Source organism: Pseudomonadota bacterium (assembly GCA_026390555.1).
Classification (GTDB): Bacteria; Bdellovibrionota_C; UBA2361; order UBA2361; family OMII01; genus OMII01.
In genome coordinates this window covers 14445-33545 of the sequence record JAPLFS010000003.1, presented here as the reverse complement: position 1 = coordinate 33545, position 19101 = coordinate 14445, and the positions used below count along the sequence as shown (strand labels likewise).

General features: G+C 51.4%; 21 protein-coding genes. 19 read left to right on the top strand and 2 right to left on the bottom strand.

What is annotated here, in order from left to right; translation table 11 throughout:
• Positions 1-298: 298 nt before the first annotated feature.
• The gene (locus NTV65_00200) at positions 299-649 is read right to left on the bottom strand and encodes a hypothetical protein (protein MCX6113625.1); all 351 of its coding nucleotides are present in this window, start codon (positions 647-649) and stop codon (positions 299-301) included.
• Between the two features lie 171 nt (positions 650-820).
• Between NTV65_00200 and NTV65_00195 the strand changes: the two genes are divergently transcribed.
• From NTV65_00195 to NTV65_00110, 18 genes are all read left to right on the top strand, one after another.
• On the top strand, positions 821-1810 hold the full coding sequence (locus NTV65_00195) for a glycosyltransferase family 2 protein (GenBank protein ID MCX6113624.1): 990 nt from the start codon (positions 821-823) through the stop codon (positions 1808-1810).
• Positions 1786-2958, top strand: a complete 1173-nt coding sequence (locus NTV65_00190) for a glycosyltransferase family 1 protein (GenBank protein ID MCX6113623.1) — start codon at positions 1786-1788, stop codon at positions 2956-2958. The genes NTV65_00195 and NTV65_00190 overlap by 25 nt, the downstream gene beginning before the upstream one ends.
• Positions 2955-4190: a glycosyltransferase gene (locus tag NTV65_00185; GenBank protein ID MCX6113622.1), complete on the top strand. Its 1236-nt coding sequence runs from the start codon at positions 2955-2957 to the stop codon at positions 4188-4190. The genes NTV65_00190 and NTV65_00185 overlap by 4 nt, the downstream gene beginning before the upstream one ends.
• A 1-nt stretch (position 4191) precedes the next feature.
• Positions 4192-5595, top strand: a complete 1404-nt coding sequence (locus tag NTV65_00180) for an undecaprenyl-phosphate glucose phosphotransferase (protein MCX6113621.1) — start codon at positions 4192-4194, stop codon at positions 5593-5595.
• Positions 5596-5700: 105 nt separating this feature from the next.
• Complete coding sequence (locus NTV65_00175; protein ID MCX6113620.1) at positions 5701-6039, top strand: hypothetical protein; 339 nt, start codon at positions 5701-5703, stop codon at positions 6037-6039.
• Between the two features lie 3 nt (positions 6040-6042).
• Positions 6043-6495 carry a hypothetical protein gene (locus tag NTV65_00170; GenBank protein MCX6113619.1) on the top strand — a complete coding sequence of 151 codons (453 nt, stop codon included), beginning with the start codon at positions 6043-6045 and terminating at the stop codon, positions 6493-6495.
• Positions 6496-6498: 3 nt separating this feature from the next.
• Positions 6499-7326: a hypothetical protein gene (locus NTV65_00165; protein ID MCX6113618.1), complete on the top strand. Its 828-nt coding sequence runs from the start codon at positions 6499-6501 to the stop codon at positions 7324-7326.
• 47 nt (positions 7327-7373) lie between these two features.
• Positions 7374-8765 carry a tRNA (N6-isopentenyl adenosine(37)-C2)-methylthiotransferase MiaB gene (miaB, locus tag NTV65_00160; protein MCX6113617.1) on the top strand — a complete coding sequence of 464 codons (1392 nt, stop codon included), beginning with the start codon at positions 7374-7376 and terminating at the stop codon, positions 8763-8765.
• A gap of 67 nt (positions 8766-8832) precedes the next feature.
• Positions 8833-9444 carry a bifunctional nuclease family protein gene (locus NTV65_00155; GenBank protein MCX6113616.1) on the top strand — a complete coding sequence of 204 codons (612 nt, stop codon included), beginning with the start codon at positions 8833-8835 and terminating at the stop codon, positions 9442-9444.
• Positions 9445-9844: 400 nt separating this feature from the next.
• Entirely contained in the window at positions 9845-10669 is an 825-nt protein-coding gene (locus NTV65_00150) for a hypothetical protein (protein ID MCX6113615.1), read from the top strand.
• Positions 10670-10684: 15 nt separating this feature from the next.
• Positions 10685-11941, top strand: coding sequence for an MFS transporter (locus NTV65_00145; GenBank protein MCX6113614.1), 1257 nt, complete (start codon positions 10685-10687; stop codon positions 11939-11941).
• A 35-nt stretch (positions 11942-11976) separates the two neighbouring features.
• Positions 11977-12357 (top strand): hypothetical protein, encoded by a 381-nt coding sequence (locus tag NTV65_00140; GenBank protein ID MCX6113613.1) that lies wholly within the window; start codon positions 11977-11979, stop codon positions 12355-12357.
• Between the two features lie 12 nt (positions 12358-12369).
• Complete coding sequence (locus NTV65_00135) at positions 12370-13326, top strand: hydroxymethylglutaryl-CoA lyase (GenBank protein MCX6113612.1); 957 nt, start codon at positions 12370-12372, stop codon at positions 13324-13326.
• A 98-nt stretch (positions 13327-13424) separates the two neighbouring features.
• Positions 13425-13715 carry a hypothetical protein gene (locus tag NTV65_00130; protein ID MCX6113611.1) on the top strand — a complete coding sequence of 97 codons (291 nt, stop codon included), beginning with the start codon at positions 13425-13427 and terminating at the stop codon, positions 13713-13715.
• On the top strand, positions 13703-14152 hold the full coding sequence (locus NTV65_00125) for a hypothetical protein (protein MCX6113610.1): 450 nt from the start codon (positions 13703-13705) through the stop codon (positions 14150-14152). Before NTV65_00130 ends, NTV65_00125 begins: the two co-directional genes overlap by 13 nt.
• 61 nt (positions 14153-14213) lie before the next feature.
• A complete protein-coding gene (locus NTV65_00120) occupies positions 14214-15446 on the top strand; it encodes a hypothetical protein (GenBank protein MCX6113609.1) in 1233 nt (410 codons plus the stop codon).
• 75 nt (positions 15447-15521) lie between these two features.
• Positions 15522-16685, top strand: a complete 1164-nt coding sequence (locus NTV65_00115) for a SpoIIE family protein phosphatase (GenBank protein ID MCX6113608.1) — start codon at positions 15522-15524, stop codon at positions 16683-16685.
• Between the two features lie 52 nt (positions 16686-16737).
• Positions 16738-17178, top strand: coding sequence for a hypothetical protein (locus NTV65_00110; GenBank protein MCX6113607.1), 441 nt, complete (start codon positions 16738-16740; stop codon positions 17176-17178).
• Here NTV65_00110 and NTV65_00105 read toward each other — a convergent pair.
• Positions 17168-17752 (bottom strand): cob(I)yrinic acid a,c-diamide adenosyltransferase, encoded by a 585-nt coding sequence (locus NTV65_00105; GenBank protein MCX6113606.1) that lies wholly within the window; start codon positions 17750-17752, stop codon positions 17168-17170. The two genes, NTV65_00110 and NTV65_00105, sit on opposite strands and share 11 nt — an antisense overlap.
• A gap of 652 nt (positions 17753-18404) precedes the next feature.
• On the opposite strand from NTV65_00105, the gene NTV65_00100 reads away from it, so the two are divergent.
• Positions 18405-19101, top strand: a 697-nt coding sequence (locus NTV65_00100; protein MCX6113605.1) for a protein phosphatase 2C domain-containing protein, incomplete at its 3' end; no start/stop codon positions are given.

The window sequence follows — 19101 nt, the reverse complement described above, 5'->3', positions numbered from 1 at the left end:
ATTTCGAAAAGAACCGATTAATAGAAGATATGTTTTGTCATGAAAAGCTCGAAGTCTATCAAAAGTCGGTTGAATTACTGAATAGGTTATTAGTGTTATTCGCCTCCTCCCGAACGGAAGCAGCGATATTATGAACCAGTTGCGCCGCGCCGCCACCTCCATTTGGCGGCCATGCTGTCAAAGCTGGTTTTTAAGGGTTAACCGGTATCGGAGCAGGAGCAGGTAACGGGAAGCGGTTCACGTTCCAGAGCAGGGGTTTTCCATCTAATGTACCCACACTTATCGGTGAGGAACCGTTTTATCTGGCTGCTACGCGTAGTGTGGAGTCCTGCGTGGCACTCAGGGTGATATGCCTTAGATTCTGTAGCTCTATGCGGCGATTGATAAACTCAAGGCGCAGAGCGCGTGAGATAGAAAGCAGCTCAACTTGCAGCATATCTAGGGAGTTCGCCATCTGATCGATATCGTTGTTGCTGAGTTTCGTAAAATTAACCCCGCGGCCGATGCGCGCAAGGATAAGCACCAGTAGTGAGCAAGCGAGAGCGCTCAGCAGCGCTATGCAGAGGTCTGACAAGAGGTCCCCTGAGCCATACGAAGTTGATAGCCAATTGATGAAGGCTAGCGCTGAATTACTTAACTTCTCAATCATACTATAGTTATGTAGCCGAACGCGGAAAAAGTTGCATAGTGTCACCTAACCACCTGTTATTTCTTATAGTGGGCGCAGCTCTAGGGTGTTTTAAGAAGTTGGGATGAAGCTGTGTTTAGATTTTTGGGTGTGGTAGACTTCCGGCGGTTGTCTTTTCACTAGGTAGGAGATATGCAGGGCATCTCAGTAGTCATTCCGGTATTTAACGAAGAGGATAACGTGGCGGATGGATTCCGAGAGGTTTCCAACGTGCTGCGTAGCACGGGGCGCCCGTACGAGATTATCTACGTCGATGATGGATCTCGAGATAAAACCGTTTCTCGGCTGCTTGAGTGTGGTGGTAACGATTCACACCTGCGCTTGATTCAGCTCCGCAGAAACTTCGGGCAGACCGCTGCCATGGCAGCCGGCTTTGATCACTCCAGGTACGAGATCGTCGTTGCACTTGATGGAGATCTACAAAACGATCCCGCCGAGATCCCACAGATGGTTGCAAAGCTCGAAGAGGGCTATGATTTAGTCGCAGGATGGCGCAAGCACCGCCGCGATAAGTTCCTTAGCCGTCGCTTACCCAGCATTATCGCCAATCGTATTATATCGTCTGCGACCGGAGTACGGCTGCACGACTACGGCTGCACCTTAAAGGTTATGAGTGGAGATATCGCCCGCGGGCTGCGCCTCTACGGTGAGATGCATCGCTTTATTCCGGCCCTAGCGAACGAGATGGGAGCGCGCATCGTTGAGGTTCCGGTTAATCATCGTGAGCGGAGATTCGGCACATCTAAATACGGAATCTCCCGTACAATTCGTGTTGTGCTTGACCTTATTACTGTTAAGTTTCTACTTGGTTATTCAAAGCGCCCGATTCACCTCTTTGGAGTTGTTGGGGCAGCTTCGGGTATCCTCGGCACCCTGATCCTTTCGATGCTTACCTATCAGCGACTCTTTCAGGACGTTCCAATGGGCAATCGCCCACTACTGGCGCTTGGTGTGATGCTTGTAATTATCGGTCTGCAGTTCGTTGTGTTTGGATTACTCGCTGAAGTTCTAGCTCGCACCTACTATGAGTCACAGAATAAAAAGACCTACGTAGTGCGACGAGTATTTACGGCGCCTGAAGAGGAGGATAGCGCTCCATGGGCCCGCAAAGTAGCCAATTAGTATCTGAAGAGGCCCCGCAGCCGCAACGCGCAGTTCGGCTGCTGTTGGATGCCCGTAAATTGGGTGACGGCGGTATCGGTGTATACATCGAGAACCTTATTCATGGGCTGCTTGAGATTGGTGGTGTAGAGATAGCGCTTCTAGCAAAGCCTGGCGCTAATCTGCAATTTGAAATGCCTGAGCAGGTCTCTTGGCTCTTCGATCAAAGCCCCTGCTATTCGCTTGATGAGTTGTTCCTGTTGGGTCGCCGCCTAGAGCTGTCCTCCTACGACCTCTTTCATACTCCACACTATATGCTCCCGTTCGGGATCTCTATTCCCTCAGTCGTTACAGTACACGATCTAATTCATATCGAACGGCCCGAACGATTCTACTATCCCTGGATTGCACGCAGGTTGATCTCCTCGGCGGTTAAGCGTGCACATGCGGTCATAACGGTCAGTAATCACACGCGCCAAGCAGTGCTTGCTAGCACCGCAGTATCCGAGAGAAAGGTCAGTCATATTCCTAATGCGATTGCACCGTTTTTGCTAGATGCTCCTACGGCGCTGGCGTTACCTGCGTCGATGCTCGGAAGCGGAGCTTTTTTTCTGGCGATATTCTCTAATATTAAACCGCATAAGGGCTTACGCGATCTTTTGCTCGCCTATCGCGGCTTTAGGGAGCAGCATTTGTGGCGTCGGATTACCGCTACCTGCCCAAATCTTGTGCTGGCTGGTTTCGGGGCCGAGCAGATTGCAATAAATCCCGCTCTCTCGGCTCTAATAGAGGAGATCGGTGGGATTACAGTACTTGGGGCGGTTTCATCAACGGAGCTCTCGGCGCTTTACCGCAAAGCCTCGGCGCTAGTTGTGCCATCTCTACTAGAGGGATTCTGTCTACCGGCCCTGGAGGCACAGGCGAGTGGCGCGCTAGTTGTGTGTCGGCCGGTTGGCGCGCTGCAGGAGTTGGTAACTGAGCGCGATATAGTTGCAGAGGATCTCTCGATTGAAGCGTTGCAAAGGGCCCTCAAGCTTGGATTGCAGCGCAGCCTTACTACCGAAATAACTTTTGATACTAAACATCTTGAGCGTTATTCAAGAAGAGCAGTCGCCAGAAAAGTTCTAGATCTCTATCAGACGGTACTAAGCGCAGGAGGTGCCCGATGAAGGTTGCACTTGTGCATGACTGGCTGACCGGTATGCGTGGAGGAGAGATGTGTCTTGAAGCCTTTCTCTGCATCTATCCTAAGGCTGATGTGTTTACCCTCGTACATCTGCCGGGTGCTACCTCGGAGCGGATCGATGCTCGTGTAAAGGCTAGCTCGTTTCTTAATAGAATTCCCGGAATAGCGCGCCTCTACCGAGCTTTCTTACCACTTTATCCCGCGGCCGCCTCTTCGCTTAATCTAAACGGATACGATCTAGTTATCTCGTTAAGCCATGCCGCCGCAAAGAACGTGCAGGTCCCTGCAGGAGTGCAGCATATCTGCTACTGCTTTACTCCGATGCGTTACATCTGGGATCAGGCCGGCTCGTACTTTAAAGGGATAGTTTTTCTGCTGGCCCAGCCGCTACTCTTATATTTGCGTCGTTGGGATTTACGGGGCGCCAAGCGGATTACGCATTTTGTTGCTATTAGTAGCTTTATCGCTGCGCGTATCCGTAAGTTTTATGGACGAGAGGCGGTAGTGATTACCCCTCCCGTTCGTATGTGTAATGAGGTCTCGCGCGAACTGAGCGCAGAAGAGAAACGATTTTTTGAGGAGCACCCCGAGCCCTTTTTTCTGTGCGCTGGGGCGCTCGTGCCATATAAACGGATCGATGTTGCTGTGGACGCTTTTAAAGAGCTAGGGCTGCCGTTATGGGTGCTAGGAGGGGGGCCTGAAGAGGAAAAACTCAGGCAGCGAGCCACAAGCGCACCATTCGTGCGATTTCTAGGGCGGGTGAGTGAGGCGTTCTTGTGGGAGTGTTATAGCCGTTGCCGCGCCTTGGTGTTCCCTGGAATAGAGGACTTCGGCATCGTGCCGGTTGAGTGTATGGCCTCAGGTAGGCCAATCATAGCGCTAGATGCCGGGGGACTCAGGGAATCAGTAGGGGAGGAGCGCCCGGTAGCTCAATCTGAGCTTGTCCTATCGAACAGCTGTGGGGTATTTATTACTAAAAGGTTCTACGGAGATCCTTCGGCGTTAGCGCAGGCAGTCAGATCCTTTTGTAAAATAGAGGGCAGTTTTTCAGCAGATCTCATAAGAGCGCGCGCGCGTGCGTTCAGCTACGCAAACTTTTTCAAGACCTGGGAGTCGTTTGCACAGAGCGTGGGCATCGACTCAGGAGATGGCATGAAAGCTCGTCAGACTCAGGGGGAAAATATGACGCCGCTTGGACTACAGCTCAAGGGATAGGATGCTAAGGCAGAAGCGACAACTATTTGAATACCTCTTTATGGCAGCCGACCTGTTGGTGGTCTCTGCCGCTTGGTTGGCGGCCTTCTGGCTTCGATTTATGACGGGGCTAATCCCGGTTGAGAAGGGTGTGCCTGAGCTGATTCATTACGTCTCAATGTTGCCCTTTATTTGGCTAATCTGGGCCTTTGTTTTCAGACGGATGGGGCTCTATAGACCCATGCGAGGATCTAGACGAGCACGTGAATTGTGGTTGCTGATAAATGCTAATGCACTCTCTATCCTCTTGCTGATATCTCTTACCTATCTCTTTCGGGAAAAGAGCGTGCAATATTCTAGACTCGTCTTTGCCTATTTCTGGCTCATCGCAACGGCGCTAACCGTTTTGCAGCGTACGACCTTGCGCGCTCTACTGCGTGAATTGCGACGTAAGGGATACAACCTACGCTATATGTTGGTCGTTGGCAGCGGCAAGGTAGCGATCGATATGGTCAGCCGGGTTCGCCTTCACCAGGAGCTCGGTATTCAACTGTTGGGGTGTCTCTCCAAGGATGGCGATGAGCGACGGGGGCCTGGTGGTGTGCCTATAGTCGGTAAATACTCAGATATCGGAGCCTTCGTTGGGCGTACAGATCTAGACCAGATCGTTGTGGCCTTACCCCTCGAGGACCACCAGATTCTTCCTGAGATTATGCATCAGCTAAAGGATTCGATCGTTGATATTAAGATTATTCCGGACCTCTATCAATTCGCGAGTATCGGAGGGGCGATAGAGGAGTTTGAAGGGCTGCCGCTTATCAGCTTGCAGGAGTGCCCACTAGATGGCATCAACCTCTTTACAAAACGGGTGCTAGACCTGGTGGTGGCGTCACTCCTTCTTATTATCTTCTCCCCTATCATGCTCACTATCGCAGTACTTGTAAGGATGACCTCGCGTGGGCCGGTGCTATTTAAACAGGAGCGAGTCAGCTTTGATGGTAGCGCCTTCTCCATCATCAAGTTTCGGACCATGTATATGGATGCCGAGATTGAGGGTCCCGGGTGGACTAAACCTGGCGATGAACGTGTTACACCGCTAGGGAGGTTGCTGCGCTCGACTAGCCTTGATGAGCTTCCGCAGCTTTTAAATGTTCTAATGGGTGAAATGTCTATCGTTGGGCCAAGGCCGGAGCGACCGGTCTTTATTAACGAGTTTCGGCGTCATATCCCGCGCTACATGTTACGCCATAAGGTTCCGGCTGGTATTACTGGCTGGGCGCAGGTGCATGGTTGGAGAGGTGATACATCGATAGACAAACGGATCGAGTATGATCTGTATTACATAGAGAACTGGTCGCTCTATCTGGATCTTAAGATCCTCTGCCTGACCCTGATTAATGGCTTTAAGAATCGCAACGCGTACTAATACCACGGGTGGGATAGCCCGCATGGCCCCGGGACCCGATTTTTAGTCACTACTAATGTTTTGTCTTCTTCCCATAGGTAGCAATGCTGAGGTACCCTGCAGCTTATGCAGGGATTACAAAAGAGTCTCTTTCTATCTATGGTCTACTTCTTTAGTGGCGCGACTGTATTCGTGGCCGCAAAAGATATTCATAGCCAACTTGTAAAGCCTTCTGAAGAGCAGGTCGCACAGGCACGTAAACTCGTCCAGGATCTGCGCGGTGAGCTGCTGATCCAAGGCAGCGATGGTTATACTAACCCGACCGGTATTCCAGTTCGCACGGCTCGTAGCTACCTCTCAGATCATGATAAGGGCCGCCTAAAATCGTTCGTTACAAAGATCTTTAATGGGGGCGATGCCCCAGCAGGGCAGGATAAAAACGCCGACGATGAAGAGGTAAAATAGTCTATGAATAGTACTCGTCCAATATATCGTGCGTTGCTCGTTTGTATCTCGGTAGTGTCGTTATCTGGCTGCATACTCGTGCCGTTCTTCCAGGCTTTTAAGGAAAGTGGCGTTACCGCAGACGATCGCATGGCGCTACTTGAGCCCCAGGCCAAGAAGTTCTTCGATTCAGTTATGATGGGCGATAAAACGCGCGCACTAACCTTTGTATTGCCTGAGAGTCGTAGCGAGTTATCCAAGCGCATCAAGGGCAGATCAGATGAGGAGCGCGTAGTTGAGTCCAAATTTGAAGAGGTCGCATGGGCGGAAGATGCTCGCCAGGCAACCATTACCGTTAAAGTTAGGTATTATAAGGTCCCGTATTATATAGTTGAGACCAGGCTCGAGGAGCAACACTGGGAGTTCGTACTCTCTGATGGTTGGAAGCTAAGAGAGATGACCGTCATAAATGGATAAAAGATGGGGTACAAAGGTAGACGAAAATCATTGGTATTGTGTCTCGGTATCACCGCAATTCTTGCTGCTTGTGCGACCGGGACAACTGCTAGAAGACGTGCGATAGAGTCCATTTCTGGCACTGACCCATCTATTACTCCCTTTAGGATCGAGGTACTCGAGGAGTTAGATGATGGAGCGTTGCTGCTTATCAAGGGGCGCCTAATCACTAAGAGTGAGTGGCCATCCAAAGATGTTATTGTGCGCCTGGCAGCACTTGATAATAACGGAGAGCAGCGCGTATCGTTTCATAAGGTAAGCGATCTAGCACCCAATTCCGCTATCTTGGCAGCCGGGGCTGCGACCCCGTTTTCGCTCTCCCTTTCATCAATGGGTCTTAGTAACTATCAGATCGAGGTTCTGTGGGGGCAGGACGCAGCGCCTTTTCTGGCAAAAGAGGGGGTCAAACAGGGCGCTCAGGGCTCTAAGTTAGACAAGGATACCACTAAGGATTTCCTGGCACTACGCAACCTTAACGTACATCGAGTTCCTGGGGAAAGTTGCTCCAGTCCCAATGAATGCGAGCTAAAATTCACTATAACTGGGGAATTTTTTAACGCAGGGAGCTTAACCGTCAGTAATGTGGTGATAGTGGCCGGGTTTACCACGGCCGAGAACCTTGATTTGGCCGATCAAATTCTCGACAATGAACGTCGGGTCGAGGTGCAGAACCTCGGACTTAAGCCGGGCGGTACCAAGCAGTTCAAGTTCTCCATGGAGAAGCTTGTGGCAGTTTCAGATCAGAGCGCCCCGCGGCCAGTAGTCCGAATCGTATCGTTTGACTCAAATTAGTGACGGATGGCTGCCTTTAAGGGCCGTTCGTTCTCTGAGCATAAATAATGTCATCGCAGTCAGATCAGAAACAGGACCAGCCAGCCAAAAAGCAGGGCGTATTTATACGCACCTTTGGCTGCGCTATGAACGAGTACGATTCGCAGAAGCTATACAAGATCCTTGAGAAGGATTATGAGCCCGTTGATGCTCCAGAAAAGGCCGATTTAGTACTGATTAATACCTGCAGCGTGCGTGAAAAACCGGAGCAGAAGCTCTACAGCATGCTAGGAGAGATGAAGGGCCTACGGCGCGAGCGCCCGCAGATGATGGTGGGAGTTTGTGGCTGTGTCGCACAGCAGGAGGGTGAGAATATTCTAAAGTACGGCCGGGGAGTTGATTTTGTATTTGGAACCCACAACCTCTCGCTCGTGCCATCCCTGATACAGCTCAGAAAAAATGGAGCCCCTCCGCAGGCCGCAGTTAACTACCGCGAAGAGTGGGAGGAGCTGCCCCTTGGCTTTGCTGAGCACGATCCATCTAAGCATGGCCAATCTGGGCGTATAACGGCCTTTATCTCGATTAGTCGTGGCTGCAACAAGAACTGCACCTATTGCATCGTTCCTACAACGCGTGGCCCAGAGGTTTCGCGTGCAGCAGATGAGATCGAGCGTGAGGTGAAGATCGCCGTACATCGTGGAACTAAAGAGATAGTGCTGCTAGGCCAGACCGTTAATTCATACGGGTTAGATCTGGCCCAGCGGGTTAGCTTTGTGGAGTTGCTTGAGCGCGTCTCTGCCATCCCCGGTGTTGAACGGATTAGATTTACCTCCCCGCACCCGCAGGAGATTCGGCGTGATTTTATCGAGTGCGTTGTTTCTAACCCGAAGGTCTGCCACCACGTTCATATGCCCCTGCAATCAGGGAGCGATAGGATCCTGAAGGCTATGAACCGTAACTACCGAAGAGACAAGTACCTTGGGATAATAGAGGCCCTTAAGGGGCGCGTGCCGGACATGGCCATTACAACCGATATTATCGTGGGCTTTCCGGGCGAGACGGAGAGCGATTTTCAGGAGACCCTCGATCTGATGGACATAGTGCAGTTCGAGCACAGCTACTCCTATGCCTTCTCGCCCCGTCCAGGCACACAGGCGGCCACTATGCAGGATAGTCTTTCACATGAGCAGAAGATTGAGCGGCTAAAGATCGTGCAGGCCAAGCAGGAGCAACATACGAATGCTAGGTTAGCCACCTGGGTAGGCAGAGAGTCGGAGGTTCTGATCGATAATCGCAATCGCTTTGATGAGAGCTGCTTTCAGGGGCGAATACCGCAGAATTTCATGGTAAACTTCGCCAAACCCTATGAGGGGCTAGCGCTTGGCTCCATCGTCAAGGTCAAGATTACCGAGCAGAAGCGCTATACCCTTATGGCTGAACCTAGCATCTCTAGTAAATAAGGGGTAACTTGGTACTAATTAGCGGTAAATTAAAAACAATTGCAAATCGTAGTGAGGTTCGCTAACCATGGTAACTGAGGCTGCTGTTGAGATGTTCGTAGGTGGGCTTGTACTAGATCCAGCCACCCAAGCCCCTATAGTTGTGCTCAAAGATGAGTCGGGACAGATTACGCTCCCGATCTGGATCGGTATAGCTGAAGCTACCTCCATCGCCAGCGCCATCAAGCAGGTAGCAATGGCTAGACCACTAACGCATGACCTATTCTATGACCTACTGCTTGAGTTGGGCATAACCGTTCAACGTGTAGTGATAACTGAGCTTAAAGATTCCACCTATTTCTCAGAACTTGTTCTGGGACAGGGTGATAAGGTGCTGATCTTAGATGCACGCCCAAGTGATGCTATCGCCATGGCGCTCCGTGCTACTGCTCCGATCTACGTTTCACAGGCCGTTCTCGACCAAGCCCGTATAGCGTTCTCCTCGCCTAGCGCTGCTCCCGCATCCCCAACTACTAATAATCCTACGCAGGATAAGGGCGAGGCTACTGAGGGGGAGGAGCAGGGGCAGGAGGCTCAGGAGCTGGAGGAGTCCTCCAAGGACTTCCGCACTATCGATAAGGATAAGTGGGAGGAGATCCTAAGCCAGCTCGAAGCGGATGATTTTAAATATAAAATGTAGTGTACTCAACTCACTTATCCTGTACATTTGTAACTGGTCACCGTAGTTTAATGTTGTGATTCAAGCTACTCAGATTACGGTGAAGTTTCATATGTAATTCGATTGGTCGTCCCCTGATCGGGAACGGCAGATTTTGTGACCAGTTAATATTATCACCCCCGATTTGCTCCGCAAATCGACCCCTGAGGGGTTGTTATCACCCCCGATTTGCGGAGCAAATCGGTCCCTGAGGGGCTGTTATCACCGCCGATTTGCGGAGCAAATCGGCCCCTTAGGGGCTATTGAGTGTCTTTACCGTATGCGAATATTTCTGGAATATGCTGACTAGTTACGTACATTTTATATACCCTCTGCTACGAAACTTAGGGTCTAACTTTTCTTGTTAAATCAGGGGTGAAGCGTGTCAACACTATCGGTACAAGAGAAATCCAAGCGGGCAGGAGATAGCAGTCCAAATCGCAATATCTTTCAAGACCCGGCTATATCAGAGGCTGGCAAGAACGATCCATTTGTTCGCTTCGTAGCTAGAAATTGGCGCATTATCCTTGTAGCGTTAGTTTCAATCGGGCTTTCAATGATAGCCTACAACCGTTTTATGGCCACGGCGGAGCAGCGGCGCGCCGATGCCACTCAACTGCTGCTAGATGTTCAGGGTGGTTATCAGGACCTTATTGATAAGCAGGAGGCGCTCGCAACTTTAAAAAGCGCGGAGCGTGTCGCAACTGACCCTAAGGAACGTATAGCGGCAGCAGATAAGGTCAAGAGCGAAACAGAGGAGATCCGTCGGCTTCATGAGAAGCTTGGCCATATGCTGGTTGGACTCGATTCGCCGAGTCACTTCGGATTACTTGGGGATTTTTATAAGGGTCTGCTCGCCGCTCGATTCGGTGATTTCAGTACTACTCAGACGGCCCTTGGCTCTACAAACTGGGAACAGGTAGGCAAGCCCGACTCGCCTGAAAGGTTCGCCGCTGAGTTCGTAACCTTCGGTTTGGCGAAAGCTCTCGTTGATTCCGATCAACATATAGATAGTGCAAAAGCGGCGCTCACCGCCCTTGCAGACCGCGGCTCGTTCTCTGCGGCGCAGGCCGTTGATGTGCTTGCAATTCTCGCTACATCCTCCGAGGAGAAGGAGAAGGTGCGCGGGCTTATACACGGCGTTGAGCAACGCTTTCCAGCACAGCAGAAGTTCCTGACAGACGCCGCAGAGCGGGTGGCATCATAGAGCTGTGGGGCTAAGATGCCTTGGGGAGTCCTCTTATTTCTTACCCTGATTAACCTACTCAATTTCTTTGATCGTTATATCGTTCATGCCGTAGAGCCGATCCTAAAAAGCGAGTTTGTCCTTACAAACAAGGAGTCCGGGCTGCTTGGAGCCGCCTTCGTTCTGGGCTACTTCCTCTTTTCACCGATCTTTGGATTTCTTGGTGATCGGATCGATCGACGTATCCTGATGGCAGCTGGGCTATTCGCCTGGAGCCTCTTTACAGCTCTAACGGCTCTGAGCCACACCCTTTATACGTTCATCGCAGCAAGAGCTTTGGTTGGGATTGGCGAGGCGAGCTTCGGCGCTATCGTTCCAGGATACCTAAAGGGGCGAGTGGCGGGCACATTGGCGCTTAATAACGCGCTGGCGCTCTTTTACGTAGCTATTCCGGTTGGTTCAGCCCTCGGTTTTATAGCAGGTGGTCAGATCGCGATGCAGTGGGGATGGCGGCCCCTGTTTTTATTCGCCGCACTGCCCGGGATCGTACTCGCCTTTGGGTTTCTACGAATTGCGCCGGAGAGCAGGAGCTTGCCAAAAAAAGAGGCAGGCGCAGGATTCATAGAGGGGTGGCGACGTATTCTTGCTCGACCTGAGTTGCGCCTTATTATCAGCGGCTACGTGCTTAATACCTTTGCGCTAAACGGAATTGCTATGTTCGTTGTTCGGCACGGGACTAGCCTAGGAATGTCGGAGAGCGAGGTTGCAAGCAGATTCGGATTTATACTTGCAACCACTGGGCTAATCGGAGCGCTTGGAGGTGGGCGGCTGGCGTCGCTACTTGCTGCCAGAATGACGAATCAGGTGCGGGGACTATTACTCTTTGTGAGCATAACAACCCTGCTTGGTGCGCCATTTCTGTTTTTCGCGTTCCTGGCTACCTCGCCGCTAATCTTCTTTGCTAGCTGCTTTATCGCCCAGATTGCGCTCTTTGCCGGGGTGGCTCCTCTTAACTCCGCACTTGTCGAAAGGGCTCCGCATGGGCTTGAAACCCTTACTCAGGGAGTCACGATATTTATGATTCAGCTCTTTGGAGCTGCCATCGCTCCGATCACTATCGGATGGGTAGCCGATATGCTGACAACTGAGGGGATCGCTGGCTCTAGCGAGCAGGCGTTGGCCTATGCACTACAGGTAGCCACGGCAGCCATGGTTCTCTCAGGGGTGTTGTGGTGGCTTGCATCGAGGAGCAACATGGGCGAAGAAGGTAGTGCAGCCAGCATAGCGCGTTAATTTATTTATCTGAGCCTAGGGAGTGGGGACTATCTATGAGATTACACCAAGCTAAGTTAAGTAATTATGCAAGTTATGTAGCAGTTCACACTATATTAATCATAGGTATGATAGTAGCTGCCAAGCTATGTTTAGCCCAGGAGAACACCCCAGAGGTATCGCCTGAGTTAGAGATCCCAGAGGTTGCCCCAACGGTTGAGATCCCTAGTGAGAAGTTCATCCAGAAAGCGATTATGCGTTGCCTCAGCAGCATCGATAAGTCGGTTGAGGCTGTTCGGACACGTGGTAGGTCGCAGGGTGCCGCAGAGGATGGAGAGACGCGCTACTGCATTCAATCAAAACAGGCCTGCAGTGCAGATCCAGGAGGGCTTAATTGTCGTGTATTCGTGCGTGATTATGCAGAGAATACGGACTAAATTGAGATCCTCATGACCAAGACCGAACTACCCCGTACAGTCTGTATTAGAGAGGTTGGTCCACGCGAGGGGTTTCAGATCCTCGCAAAGGTTACGCCGATCGAGCAGCGCTTAAAACTTATAGAGGCTCTGGCGCACGCAGACGTTCGTCAGATCGAGGTCGCGGCCTTTGTGCGGGTAGATAAGGTGCCGCAGATGGCTGATGCCGAGGCGCTTGTTGCCGCACTCCCTCAATCAAGCTCAGTTGAGTACAGCGCCCTCTATCTAAACACCAAGGGCTTTGAGAGAGCTGAACGCACCGGGCGTTTGTGCAATAAAGGCTGGCTCTATAGCTCACCAAGCAACACCTTTCTGCAGGCTAACAACAACACTACTATTGAGCAAAGTATAGCCTCTGTGCCGGAATGGATTAGAGCCTTTAAAGCTCACGGTAAGCGGGTGCATGGGCTTATGATCTCAACCGCTTTTGGATGCGAGCTTGAGGGCCAGATCGCACCCAGCGCAGTGCAGGCGCTCGCGCACCGTTTTGTAGCGGCGTGTGCCGCGCACGGTGAGCAGCTCGCAGAGCTCTCTCTTGCCGATACCGTTGGTAGGGGCACCCCAAATTCGATCCGCGAGTGCATTGCGTTGTTACGGCCCCTTGGAATACCGATCTCGCTACACCTGCACGATACATGGGGGCTCGGGCTTAGTAATGTATACGCAGCACTTCTGGAGGGTGTGTCGATATTTGAGAGCTCCATTGCGGGCATGGGGGGCTGCCCCTTTACTCCGGGTGCCGCAGGAAACGTTGCAACCGAGGATATAGTCTACCTCTGTCATTCGCTTGGGATTGAGACCGGTATCGATTTCGAGCGCTTATGTGATGCGGCCGAATTAGCTGAATTGGTAGTTGGCGCACCACTGCCTGGTCGTGTATATAGGGCAAGATCTGCAGAGAGAGCCCAGCGTACCGTAAAGATATTATAGCGTTTTGGTGTTACTATTAAGGTAGAATCGTTCTGTAAAAGAGGACGATTTCGCTTGAAAGGTCTTTTGGTGATGATTATCTTAGGGTAATGGTAGCTATGGACACATTCTTCGTTCCCTATACCGGCAAGAGGCCAGCATCGGTTTGTATAAACGGGCACCGATTGGTAATCCTCGCCCATGAGAAAGATACACTAGAGGAGGATCTTGACCTGCTCGGTGCTGACTCGGTTAAGATCATTAAGATGAGCAACTCTGAACAGGAGCAGGAGATGCGGCTCGGTAAGATTGCTCGGCAGGTTGATGGTGGTATCGTTATAGCCCCAGCAGGGGTTGGTCTGCGTGATATCATTAGGAACTTAGAGAGCGAGCTGCCTTGGCTACAGTAGCGCGCCGTTTATCTATAGCGCTGCTATCAGTTGTCGTTGTGGCTGCTGCCTGTTTCGGAGGTCCGCAGCGCCGACCGGTTGGATTCTTTAGATTGGGACCGGTCGCAAGCCTCGGTCAGTCAGAACAAACCTTTTTCTCTGAATCTAAGATCATGCTTAGGCATGACCAAGGTGGATTCTTTGCGATGAGTACAGCGTGCTCATATGACCTCTCTCCACTCCTATTGGTAGAAAAAGATGGCGAGCTGATCTGGCGCTCTCAGCTTTCAGAGAGTACCTATGCCCCAGATGGTAGCGTTCTGCACGGTCCGACTAAGAATCCACTACCGTACTATCAACTCAATCTTGCTGCCGGGAATTATGGCGGGGCTTCCGATACCCTATTCGTGAAAGTTGGGGTGGAGCGTTCGGCCTCCTGGAGGTTGCTAGTTCCTTAGGAGGATGTGCTAACTCGCAGTACTGTGCAACACTTCCAGCGCACTCCGTAAACGTACGATCATGAACGAAACTAATATACAATCCGGCCCAGACTTAAAGCAGCTACGACGGGCACCTTTTCAGATAGCCGCAGCACTTCTGATGCACGATGTGTACTTGTTGCCCCTGATGCTTGTGGCCTTAGCGGCGGGATCCGTTGCAGAGACGGTAGTGGTATCGTCAGATATTTCAAGCGCAATGCTCACTAATGTGCTCGCACGGCTTGTGCAGCTTATGGTTATCTGTGGAGTCACGTTGCGTTGGCGCTATAGGCTTGAGTACTCACACACCAGCCATGTACGTCCCCTGGTCGCGTTTCTTCGTACCTGCGTATTCGGGTTCGGACTATGGGGGATCTTTGTTATCCCCTCGCTAGTACTTAGCTATGTATCTAACGGGGTCTCTAACGCGGTGTTATTCTCTCCGCTGATTTTTCTAGTAGTGCTGGGAACGATATGGAGCCTGCGCTATTACTTTTATTTCGTACCGTTAAGTCTTTTTGGCACAGATCTGCGCCGTGCAGCGTTATTATCCTTTAGACTTGGCAAGAAAGCACGCTGGGCGGCGCTCGCCTCCATGACAACGCCAGCTGCGATCTCACTCCTATTAGTAGTTGGCTGTTTTACGCCGTATCCAGATGGGCGCTCGCTAATGTGGTCAACGCTCGCTGCCGCCTGTGAAGGGGTATTCTGGTTGTTGAGTACCTATACCGCGCTCGGATACGCCCTTAGTTTGATTGAAGATAGCGATTGGCGTGCAGCAGGACTCGATCCATACCGCGTCGAGAGGTTGCAAACCCTAAAGGTGCAAGGTGATTCATGGTTAGCCACTGCGCTGACACCATACACAGGGCTGCAGATCTTCTTTCTGACCATGCTTCTATTTATGGGTAATATCGCTAGAGATCTGCAGGCTCCACCGGCCACGGCTCTCTTGATTAAAGAGATAAAGGTTCACGACTATAGAATTGAGGTGACATTAGAGCTCTCAGATCCAGAGTTTGAGTTCAGAGGATTTATGCCGCAGGGATTCTCGATCGCTACCCAGACGGGACACCCGATTGCTAGAGAGTTGAGCTCGGCCTCCCTGGTTCCTGGCGAGAAGGGTTTTACTTTGTTCGTTCCACCCTCTAGGGAGCCAAAGTTGCTTTACCTGGAGTTTAAATCGAATAAGACAGCCGAGGTGCTTAGATCCCTCGATAACATGTGGTTATGGTACAAGTCAGTTCCGGTCCTGTCTGTTAATCAAGGCTAGAGGACGCATAATTCATCTCCAGCCAGAATTCTCTTGGGCTATGCCCCTACCTAGCCGATACAATAGGTATAACCTATGGATCTGATTTTTTATCTTGGAAATACCGATCAAAAGTTGCCCCGGTTTCTTGAGCGGCTAGGATACGCAGTGCTCGGCGCTACGAACAACGTAGCCCTGCCAGATCTGATCTCACGCACAAACGTAGACCTAATCCTGATCGATGGGCGTGTTATGGGTGATATGGCGGATATGTGTTCGTTCTTGCGCTCGCAGGAGAATACGCGTGCCATACCGATCGTTTGCATCTCACCAGAAAACAGCTCCGAGCTGTACGAGAGCGATGTAGTAGATAAAATTGAGATCGTACAAGCCCCGTTCTCAGTCGGAATGTTGGCTGGTCGGATAGCCACGCAGCTGCGCCTACGAAAACAGGCTGGTAACGACGAGCTACAGGGCTCCTTAGCGGAGATTAACGCGGCTCTGCGCGATCATAACGAGAGATTCCGTAAAGAGCTTGAGGAGGCTCGTGCGATCCAGCAAAGCTTGCTGCCATTAACCCTACCCTCTGATGAAAGATTCCAGGTTGCAGTATCGTATCAGCCACTCGAAGAGGTTGGCGGAGATTGGTATTTTGCGCAGGTAGTAAGCGACGGGCAGATCGCTCTCCAGGTTGCGGATGTGTCTGGACATGGGCTCTCCGCAGCATTTATAGGAAGCATGACGAAGCTTGCGATGACCGCCTCTGAGCACTCACGGCCAGATCAGTTGCTGAGCGATATTAATCGCCACCTCGCTCCGCAGATCCCAGAGGGGCGCTTCGTTACGATGGGTGGGGCTCTCTACAACCCAGCGACCGGAAGGGTGCAGTGGGCACGCGCCGGGCATCAACCGGCGCTAGTGCTCGCGCGCGCCAATAATAACAAGAATGGGGCGGTGCGACAGCTTAGGGGAGAGGGCTTCGCCGTGGGGTTTGTTGAGAACTCAAGCTATTTGCTGGTAGAGGATACCCTGGCCCCAGGAGATGCCCTTCTTATGTTTACGGATGGTATTAGCGAGGCACAGAACCGCTCTAGGGAGACCTTCGGCATTGAAAGACTCTCTGCAGCACTCATAAAGACCTCCGCACAGGCCAGCGCCCCCGAGATGCTACGCGCCATTCTTGATGACTTTAACGCGTTTCGGCAGGACCGCCTTTTAAAGGACGATCTCACCCTCATGCTACTGAAGAGAACGGCGTGAAGGTATTCTTGATGGTGGCCTAATCTGCTCTAACTGGGTATCTTTGGCAGATATGCTCCAATTTCATCCCCCCCTTAGTGGCATGCCACTGGCGTTCGTAGTCTTGCTGGTAATTGTAGAGTGCCTGAAGAAGGTGCGAAGGCTTGCGCCCCTGCTCGGAGCTGTGCAGGTGGTGTGTGTGCTAAGCATCGCGCTCTCTACAGCGCTTGCGTTCCTCTCTGGCTATCAGGCGAGCAGCGAGCTGGGAGAGCTCTCAGATCCATTGGCGCTAGAGCTCGGAACGCACCACGCCCTCGGAAGGTTGCTACTGTGTAACTCCGTACTGCTTGCGACATTTTTTTGGGTAGCGCGGGTTGCCGTGCGTGGAGCTGCTGTATTTAAGGCGCTGTACCTCATTTTTCTTGTAACTCAGATAGTCCTTACCCTATGGGTCGGGGGACTCGGGGGAGATCTAGTTTTTGAACATGGGCTTGGGGTGCAAGCTAAACCGTAGGACGCAAGCCCCCCGGAATCCAGAGTAGCTCCGGTGTGCCAGCTAGCTGCGCAGCAGCGCGGCTCATAACAAAAAGTAGATCGCTCAATCGATTGACATAGTGTAGCACAGCGCTTGAGAGCGCTTCGGTATCGTTGAGGGAGAGGATCGTGCGCTCCGCACGACGGCATACGGTACGCGCTAGGTGTAGCTGCGCGTTTAGTAGAGTTCCACCCGGAAGAACGAAGGATTTTAAGGTCGGTAGGGGGCCATTTAGCTCATCTATCCAAGCCTCAAGCCTTTCAACCTGAGGTTCTTGCATTGTTAGCATTCCCTCCCAACCACCACCCATGGGGGTAGCAAGTTCAGATCCAAGATCAAAGAGCTCATTTTGAATGATAACTAGCTTTTCCCGTATCGCCCCCTCTGCAGGGCTCGAGGCGATCGTAATACAGAGGCCGATCTGAGAGTTAAGCTCATCGATATCGCCGTAGGCCGCAACACGAGGTGAGTTCTTTCGCACACGAGCCCCACCAACTAGCCCCGTTGAGCCATCGTCGCCAGTTTTAGTGTAGATCCTATTAAGAGTTACCATAGATTGGGGGCCTTCCTACTTATTTAATAACTGTTCGATCTCTGAAAGACTACTATTATCCCTCTCAACAGGAACGCTTTCGGCCAGTTTTGGGTCTGAGTGTGGCTGACCAGAGTGAAGAGGTGAGGTGTTGGGGAGGCGCATAGGCTCTGCTAGCATATCAGCGGGGGCCCCTAATTGATCGCGGCTAGTCAGCAAGCAACAGCCTGCATATGGGGCCAACAGCACCACTGTCACCAGGATGAGCAATACGATTGGCCATTGAAAATTAGAACGAAGACTCACAGAAATACAATCCCTAAGGGGTGAATAGCTTGAATTGCGACATCAAACTACGGTGACCAGTTACTAATAACTCTTCGATAACACTGATAAAACTAGATAGCAATGGGTTTCTCTTTGCTCTACGTGAAGGGAGTGGCCTGTTCTAAGTATCAAGGATAAACCTATCTGCGGCATCAAAAGAGGATAGGGGTATTCAGTATTATCCGGTTTATGCCGAATGAAGAGATGGAAGCAGTGGGGAAGAGAGAGGTGGAGAGCTAGTAGCACAGGTTGAGTGCATTATTTTGCTGACCACTATAGAGAGAGATCCAATTAGCCACCGCAAGTTTATACTGGGGTGAATAGTTTATTAAAGGTTGGGCATAGCATGCTACGGGAACATGATAAAAGTGAGGATCCATTCATGATCGTTGCAGGTGGCAGCTCTCAAGGGGCCTCTGCGCTTTCAGATCTTGGCTGTGAGCGCGAATTTAATGAGGATCGCTGCGGGCTCGTGCAATCTTCTAACAATAAGACCTGGATCGTTTGTGATGGTATGGGGGGAGTTGCAGGCGGCGAAGTCGCTGCCCAGCTCGCCATAGATTCCATGAAGCGCTATCTGGAGAGGGACTCTCAGGATGAAGCTTCAGCAGATATCCTGGTTCAAGCGATGCGTGAAGCCAATCGAGTCGTAGTGCTGCGTCGCCAGAACCAAGCGTTTTCAGCTATGGGAACCACCATGGTTGCTGCGTTTTTCAATCGAGATGAGGTTGTGATAGGGCACGTTGGTGATTCTAGAGCCTACCTCATCCGTGATGGAGCTGTTCAACAAATCACAGTTGATCACACCTACGTGCAGAGCTTAGTAGAGCGCGGGGAGATCCAAGCAGAGGAGGCGCTGACCCACCCAGAAGCACACGTTCTTACCCGCTGCATCGGGGCTGACCCTAGCCTTGAAGTTGATACACAGAGGTTTTGGTTGTGGCCTAATGAACATGCAGATGAGGGTGATATCCTGCTATTATGTACAGATGGACTCTACAGCCTAGTGCCAGATGTAGAGATCGGACAGGTAGCATCTACTA